A 7,641-nucleotide genomic window follows, 5' to 3' on the forward strand; every position below is an offset into this window, starting at 1 on the left:
AGCATGCCGGAGATCTCCGTCGTCGCCTCCACCGACAAGAAGCTCGTGAGTGCTGTACTCGCGCAGGCCTTCATCGACGATCCGGTGGTCCGTTGGATGGCGCCCGACCCCGCGAAGCATCGGGCGTTCTTCGCAGCGATGTTGACCACCGGGCACGGCCGGGAGAACGGTCTGGACGTGGCGATGCGCGACGGTGCAGTCGTGGGCGCGTCGGTCTGGGATCCGCCGGGTTTCACCACCCGCAAGGTCGACGAGTTGCGCGGCATCATCGGATTCATCCGCGCCCTCGGGCAGCGCGCGTCCTACGGGCAGGACCTCGAGCGGCTGTGTGCCGAACACCGGCCGGACGAGCCCTACTGGTATCTGCCGCTGATCGGCGCCACCGCCCACGGGCAGGGAATCGGCACGACCCTCCTGCACGCACGGCTCGACGACATGCGCGGACCGGTCCACCTCGAGGCCTCCAACGAGGTCAACGTCCCGCTGTACGAACGCTTCGGTTTTGAGGTGATCGGAGAGATCCAACTGCCGAACGACGGGCCCAAGCTGTGGCCCATGCGCCGACGTCGCTGACACCCCCTCGAACTGTCGGGGCGGGTCATTAGACTCGCTGGGGTGAGTCCCGCGAAGAGTTCGACAGCGCCCGCGAAGAAGACCGACGGCAAGGACGGGCAGCCGGTCCTGATGCTGCTCGACGGACATTCGTTGGCCTACCGAGCCTTCTTCGCGTTGCCGGCGGAGAATTTCAAGACGGCGACGGGCCAGACCACCAACGCGGTCTATGGCTTCACCTCGATGCTCATCAATCTGCTGCGTGACGAGCAGCCGACGCACATCGCCGCCGCCTTCGACGTCTCCCGCAAGACCTTCCGCTCGGAGATGTTTCCCGAGTACAAGGCCCAGCGGTCGAAGTCGCCCGACGAGTTCAACGGTCAGGTCGACCTGACCAAGGAGGTGCTCGACGCGCTCGGTGTCCCGGTGATGGCGATCGAGGGGTTCGAGGCCGACGACATCATCGCCACCCTGGCGACGCAGGCCGAGGCGGAGGGCTTCAAGGTCCTCGTCGTGACCGGCGACCGCGACTCGCTGCAGCTCGTCGACGACAGCGTGACGGTGCTCTACCCACGCAAGGGTGTCTCGGATCTGACCCGGTTCACGCCGGACGAGGTCGAGAAGAAGTACGGGCTGACCCCGGTTCAGTACCCCGACTATGCCGCCCTGCGGGGCGACCCCAGCGACAACCTGCCCGGAATCCCCGGGGTGGGGGAGAAGACCGCATCCAAGTGGATCCGCGAGTACGGCTCGCTGGCCTCGCTCGTCGACCACGTCGACGAGGTGAAGGGCAAGGTCGGCGACGCGTTGCGCGCCCATCTGGCGTCGGTGCAGACCAACCGTCAACTGACCGAACTCGTCCGCGACATGCAGCTGCCGGCGGGCCCCGACGACCTGGCGATGGTCGGTTGGGATCGTGATCGCATCCACCAGCTGTTCGACGACCTCGAGTTCCGTGTTCTGCGCGACCGTCTCTTCTCGACCCTGACTTCCGTTGAACCGGAAGCGGAGTCAGGATTCGATCTGGACGGCACCATCCTGCGCGCCGGCGAGGTCGGCGCCTGGCTCGACGAGCACACGGCCACCGGCCGCAGCGGTGTTGCGGTCACGTCGCCGCAATCGGTGACCGCCGCCGACGCGACCGGGATCGCCGTGGCCGCCGCCGACGGGACGTCGGCGTTCATCGACGTCACCGGGATCGACGCGGCCGACGACGACGCGCTGGGCACCTGGCTGGCCGACCCGGACAAGCCGAAGGCGCTGCACGAGGCGAAATGGGCCATGCACGCCGTGCGGGCCCGCGGCTGGATACTCGGGGGCGTCACGAGCGATACGTCGCTGGCCGCCTACCTCGTCCGCCCCGGACAGCGCACCTTCAACCTCGACGACCTCGCCCTGCGCTATCTGCGCCGGGAGTTGCGCGACGACGCCGCGCCCGACGACGGTCAGATGTCGCTGCTCGACGAGGACGCCGGTGACGCCAAACTCGCCGAGCACCAGATGCTCGAGGCCCGGGCGGTCGCCGAACTCGCCGACACCCTCGACACCGAACTCGAGCGCATCGATTCCAAAGCGTTGCTGACCGAGATGGAACTGCCGCTGCTGTTCGTGCTGGGCGAGCTCGAGGCGGCCGGGATCGCTGTCGACGTCGACCATTTCGGCGAGCTGGAAAGTGACTTCTCGCAACGGATTCGAACTGCTGCCGACGCCGCGTACGACGTGATCGGGGAGCAGATCAACCTCGGCTCACCCAAACAGCTGCAGACGGTGCTGTTCGACAAGCTCGACATGCCCAAGACGAAGAAGACCAAGACGGGTTACACCACCGACGCCGACGCCCTGCAGGGCCTGTACGAGAAGACCGAGCACCCCTTCCTCGCGCACCTGCTCGAGCACCGCGACGCGACCCGGCTCAAGGTGACCGTCGACGGACTCCTCAAGTCCGTCGCCGACGACGGGCGCGTGCACACCACCTTCAACCAGACGGTCGCCGCGACCGGACGGCTGTCGTCGACCGAGCCCAACCTGCAGAACATCCCGGTGCGGACTCAGGCCGGGCGACAGATCCGGCAGGGTTTCATCGTCGGCGGCGGAGACGGGTACGACTGCCTGATGACCGCCGACTACAGCCAGATCGAGATGCGGATCATGGCCCACCTGTCGGAGGATGCCGGCCTGATCGAGGCGTTCAACACCGGTGAGGACCTGCACAACTTCGTCGGCTCACGGGCGTTCGGGGTGCCGATCGACGAGGTCACCACCGAGATGCGTCATCGCGTGAAGGCGATGTCGTACGGGCTGGCCTACGGGCTGAGCGCCTTCGGTCTGGCGGCCCAGTTGAAGATCAGTCGCGATGAGGCGAAGGAGCAGATGGAGGCGTACTTCGCCCGATTCGGCGGCGTCCGCGACTACCTGCACAACGTCGTCGACGAGGCCCGCCGCAACGAGTACACCGCGACCTTGTTCGGTCGTCGGCGCTACCTGCCCGACCTCAACAGCGACAACTGGCAGCGTCGTCAGTCGGCCGAGCGGATGGCGCTCAACGCTCCCATCCAGGGCACGGCCGCCGACATCATCAAGGTCGCGATGATCAACGTGTACGGACGTCTGCGTGATGAGAAGCTGCGGTCCCGGATGCTGCTGCAGGTCCACGACGAACTCGTCGTCGAGGTCGCCTCGGGCGAGCGGGAGGCCGTCGAGGCCGTCGTCCGGGAGGAGATGGGCAGTGCGATCACGTTGTCGGTGCCGCTGGAGGTCTCCGTCGGCTTCGGCCGGTCGTGGGACGACGCGGCGCACTGATGACGCGCATCGGTGTCCTCACCGGTGACGGGATCGGCCCCGAGATCGTGCCATCGGCGATCGCCGTCGCCGAGGCCGCGGCGCGCGCGGAGGGCGCCGACTTCGATTGGCTGGAACTGCCGTTCGGCCGCAGCGCCATCGACTCTCACGGAACGCCGGTCCCCGAGGAGACGTTGCTCGCCCTCGACGACCTCGACATCTGGGTGCTCGGTCCGCACGACTCGGCGAGTTACCCGGCGGAGCACCGAGGTCAGACCCCGGGCGCGGTGATCCGCAAACGCTACGGTCTCTTCGCCAATCTGCGTCCGGCGCGTGCCTTCCCGGGAGTGCACGCGACCTCCCGGACGATCGACCTCCTGATCGCCCGCGAGAACTCCGAAGGCCTCTATGCCGACCGCAACATGGTCGCCGGCAGCGGTGAGTTCATGCCGACGCCGGACCTCGCGATGGCCGTCGGCGTGATCACCCGGCAGGCGACCGAACGCATTGCCCGCGTCGCGTTCGATGCGGCCCGGCAACGCAAACACCGGGTCACCATCGTCCACAAGGCCAACGTGCTGACCATGACCACCGGGCTGTTCCGCGACGTGTGCCGCGAGGTGTCCGCTGACTATCCCGACGTGATCGTCGACGAACAGCACGTGGATGCGATGGCCGCCCACCTCGTCCGGCGGGCCGGCGATTTCGATGTCGTCGTCACCGAGAACCTGTTCGGCGACATCCTTTCCGACCTCGCCGGTGAGCTCGCCGGGTCGCTGGGCATGGCGTCGTCGGTGAACTGCTCGGACACGAAGGTCATGGCCCAGGCGGCCCACGGCGCCGCACCCGACATCGCCGGGCGCGGCCTCGCCAACCCGGTCGCGATGATCCTGTCGGCGGCGATGGCGTTCCGACGGCACGCCCTCGCCACGACCGACTCGGCGATGGTCGCTGTCGCGGGGCGGATGGAGGCCGCCGTCGCCGACACGCTCGCCGCGTCCGTCGCGACCGCGGACCTCGGCGGCACCGCGACGACCACCGAGTTCACCGAGGCGGTCGTCGAGAGGGTGTGATCGGGTGCGGGTGTGGTCTCGATACGCTCGCTCGTTCTTTGCGGGCTGCTCGACCATCGGGGCGTCGGGCGGGTGTGGTCTCGATACGCTCGCTCGTTCCTCGCGGGCTACTCGACCAGCGGGCGTCGGGCAGGTGTGTCCTTCTGCTGGTCGAGTAGCCGACGAGCGTGCGAGGAGGTGTGTCCTTCTGCTGGTCGAGTAGCCGACGAGCGTGCGAGGAGGCGTGTCCTTCTGCTGGTCGAGTAGCCGACGAGCGTGCGAGGAGGCGTATCGAGACCCCGACCGGTTAATCTCTCGTAACTAGCCGGTGGATGGACTTGGTACCCACTAAGTTCGACACTGTGCGTCGACGACGACCGGGAGGTGCGTCGTCGTGCGCCCGAGCATGTGAATGCATGCGGGAAACGAACAGATGGGGTGTGTGATGCGTGTAGTGCGATCCCGGCTCGGAGTCCTGACGGCGCTCCTGGCCGTGCTGGTCCTCGCGGTGGCAGGTTGTTCCAATAGCGAGGACTCCGAATCGGCCGGTCCCGCGAGTTCGTCGGCGGCCGTCGACGTCTCCGAGGTGTCGGAGATCGCGGCGCTGGTTCCGCAGAACATCCGGGATTCCGGGAAGCTCATCGTCGGCGTGAATGTCCCGTATCAGCCGAACGAGTTCAAGGATTCCTCCGGGCAGATCGTCGGCTACGACGTCGACCTGATGAATGCGATCGGCAAGGTCCTCGGACTGACGCCGGAGTTCAAGGAAGCCGAGTTCGACAAGATCATCCCGGCCGTCCAGCAGGGCACCTACAACGTCGGCATGTCGTCGTTCACCGACACCAAGGAACGTGAAGAGCAGGTCGACTTCGTCACCTACTTCAGCGCGGGCATCCAGTGGGCCCAGCGCAAGGGCGAGAGCATCGACCCGAACAACGCCTGCGGCAAGCGAGTTGCGGTGCAGTCGACGACCGTCGAGGACACCGACGAGGTCCCGGCCAAGAGCAAGGCCTGCACCGACGCCGGGAAGCCGGCCATCGAGAAGCAGCGGTACGACTCGCAGGACGAGGCCGTCAATGCGCTGGTCATCGGCAAGGTCGACGCGATGTCGGCGGACTCGCCGGTCACCGCGTACGCGATCAAGCGGTCCGACGGCGCGCTCGAGCCGGCAGGCGGCGTCTTCGAGTCCGCACCGTACGGCTACCCGGTCGCAAAGGGTTCGCCGCTGGCCGAGGCCCTGCGCCAGGCCGTGCAGCACCTGATCGACAACGGCCAGTACAAGACGATCGCCGAGAACTGGGGCGTCCAGGCGGGCACCATCCCGAACTCGGTGATCAACGGCGCGGTCAGCTGACGACGTGACCTCTCCATCGACCGGGCCGATCGCGCCCGATCCGACGGAACCCGCGCCGATCAAGGCGGTCCCGCTGCGCCATCCGGGGCAGTGGATCGCCGCCGCGGTGGTGTTGATCTTGGTCGCGCTGTTCGTCTGGGGCGCGGCCACCAACGATGCCTACCGGTGGGACACCTACGCGAAGTACCTGTTCGACACCCGGATCCTGTCCGGGGTCTGGTACACGCTCGTGCTCACCGTGCTGGCGATGATCATCGCGATCATCCTCGGTGTGGTGCTGGCGGTCATGCGTCTGTCGCCGAACCCGGTTCTGCGCTACACGGCGTGGGTGTACCTGTGGATCTTTCGCGGCACACCCGTGTACGTGCAGTTGGTCTTCTGGGGGCTGTTCCCCTCGATCTACAAGCGAATCGACCTCGGCATCCCGTTCACCGTGCAGTTCGCGCACTTCGACATTCAGGCGTTGAACGCGGCGTTCCTCTTCGCGATGATCGGCCTGGCACTCAACGAAGCCGCGTACATGGCCGAGATCGTCCGCGCCGGCGTGTCGTCGGTGGGCGAGGGGCAGACGGAAGCGTCGGTGGCGCTGGGCATGTCGTGGGCGCAGACGATGCGCCGCACGGTGTTGCCGCAGGCGATGCGGGTGATCATCCCGCCGACCGGCAACGAGTTGATCAGCATGCTCAAAACGACGAGCCTTGTTGCCGCAGTGCCGTTCACGAACGAGCTGTACGGTCGCGCGCGTGACATCTCGGGCGTCAACTTCCAGCCCATCCCGCTGCTGATGGTCGCGTCGACCTGGTACCTGGTCATCACCAGTGTGCTCATGGTGGGGCAGTTCTACCTGGAGCGCTACTACTCGAAGGGCGCCAGCCGGCAGATGACGGCCCGACAGCTCAAAGCCATGGCCGCCGTGCAGAATGCACCGATCATCGAGGGGGAGAGCGATGAGCGCCGCTGACCACCCGATGGTGCGTGCCGAGCGCGTCTGCAAGAACTTCGGCTCACTGGAGGTGCTGAAGGGCATCTCGCTGGAGGTCGGTCGGGGCGAGGTCCTGTGCATGATCGGTCCGTCGGGGTCGGGCAAATCGACGTTCCTGCGATGTGTGAACCATCTCGAGGTAGTCAACGCCGGCCGTCTCTACGTCGACGGTGACCTCATCGGATATCGGGAGCGCGGTGACAAGCTCTACGAGATGAGCCCGAAGGACGCGGCCAAGCAGCGTCGCGACATCGGCATGGTGTTCCAGCACTTCAACCTGTTCCCGCACCGCACCGCGATCGAGAACGTGATCGAGGCTCCGACGCAAGTCAAGGGTGAGAGCAAGAAGGCTGCCACCGAGCGTGCCCGGTACCTGCTCGACCGTGTCGGTTTGGCCGACAAGGCCAACACGTATCCGGCACAGCTCTCCGGCGGACAACAGCAGCGTGTGGCGATCGCCCGGGCGCTCGCGATGGAACCCAAACTCATGCTGTTCGACGAGCCGACGTCGGCGCTCGACCCCGAGCTCGTCGGCGAGGTCCTGGGCGTGATGCGTGAACTCGCCGCCAGCGGTATGACGATGCTGGTGGTCACGCACGAGATGGGTTTCGCGCGGGAGGTCGCCGACCAGTTGGTGTTCATGGACGGTGGTGTCGTCGTCGAGCACGGCAACCCTCGTGAGGTTCTCGCCAACCCGCAACATCAACGGACACAAGGGTTCTTGTCGAAGTTGTTGTGAGCGTTCCGCGCCGGTTCTGACAGGCACCCCTTCTTTCCGACACCACCCGGGTTGTGTCGGTATTTGTCAACCTGTCTGAGACAGGACCTGGTTCTGTTTCTGTTTGTTGTTGATGCCGACGATGCTGGGGACTTCAGGTGCCCGGGGTGGGTGCCGGTAGCGCTGCGGGTTGGCTGCGTAGAGG

The 7,641-nt window shown here is 66.4% G+C and carries 6 protein-coding genes; all 6 read left to right on the forward strand.

All coding sequences use genetic code 11. The annotated features are described in order from the left end of the window. Nucleotides 1–3 precede the first annotated feature (3 nt). Nucleotides 4–573: an N-acetyltransferase gene (locus EEB19_RS25310; protein WP_187590085.1), complete on the forward strand. Its 570-nt coding sequence runs from the start codon at nucleotides 4–6 to the stop codon at nucleotides 571–573. Nucleotides 574–615: 42 nt separating this feature from the next. Beyond that, entirely contained in the window at nucleotides 616–3,351 is a 2,736-nt protein-coding gene (gene polA / locus EEB19_RS25315) for a DNA polymerase I (protein ID WP_187590086.1), read from the forward strand. Beyond that, on the forward strand, nucleotides 3,351–4,403 hold the full coding sequence (locus EEB19_RS25320) for an isocitrate/isopropylmalate dehydrogenase family protein (protein WP_187590087.1): 1,053 nt from the start codon (nucleotides 3,351–3,353) through the stop codon (nucleotides 4,401–4,403). The genes polA and EEB19_RS25320 overlap by 1 nt, the downstream gene beginning before the upstream one ends. 424 nt (nucleotides 4,404–4,827) lie before the next feature. Further along, nucleotides 4,828–5,736 (forward strand): ABC transporter substrate-binding protein, encoded by a 909-nt coding sequence (locus tag EEB19_RS25325; protein WP_187590088.1) that lies wholly within the window; start codon nucleotides 4,828–4,830, stop codon nucleotides 5,734–5,736. A 4-nt stretch (nucleotides 5,737–5,740) separates the two neighbouring features. Continuing rightward, nucleotides 5,741–6,697, forward strand: coding sequence for an amino acid ABC transporter permease (locus EEB19_RS25330; protein ID WP_187590089.1), 957 nt, complete (start codon nucleotides 5,741–5,743; stop codon nucleotides 6,695–6,697). Next, nucleotides 6,684–7,457 carry an amino acid ABC transporter ATP-binding protein gene (locus EEB19_RS25335; RefSeq protein ID WP_316245486.1) on the forward strand — a complete coding sequence of 258 codons (774 nt, stop codon included), beginning with the start codon at nucleotides 6,684–6,686 and terminating at the stop codon, nucleotides 7,455–7,457. Before EEB19_RS25330 ends, EEB19_RS25335 begins: the two co-directional genes overlap by 14 nt. Nucleotides 7,458–7,641 lie beyond the last annotated feature (184 nt).

The sequence above is a fragment of the Gordonia sp. OPL2 genome, from assembly GCF_003797825.1.
Lineage (GTDB): Bacteria > Actinomycetota > Actinomycetes > Mycobacteriales > Mycobacteriaceae > Gordonia.

Excerpts from the sequence above, each read along its gene's own strand:
- EEB19_RS25310 (WP_187590085.1), top strand. The coding sequence starts at position 4 with ATGCCGGAGATCTCCGTCGTCGCCTCCACCGACAAGAAGCTCGTGAGT.
- EEB19_RS25320 (WP_187590087.1), top strand. The coding sequence starts at position 3,351 with ATGACGCGCATCGGTGTCCTCACCGGTGACGGGATCGGCCCCGAGATC.
- EEB19_RS25325 (WP_187590088.1), top strand. The coding sequence starts at position 4,828 with ATGCGTGTAGTGCGATCCCGGCTCGGAGTCCTGACGGCGCTCCTGGCC.
- EEB19_RS25335 (WP_316245486.1), top strand. The coding sequence starts at position 6,684 with ATGAGCGCCGCTGACCACCCGATGGTGCGTGCCGAGCGCGTCTGCAAG.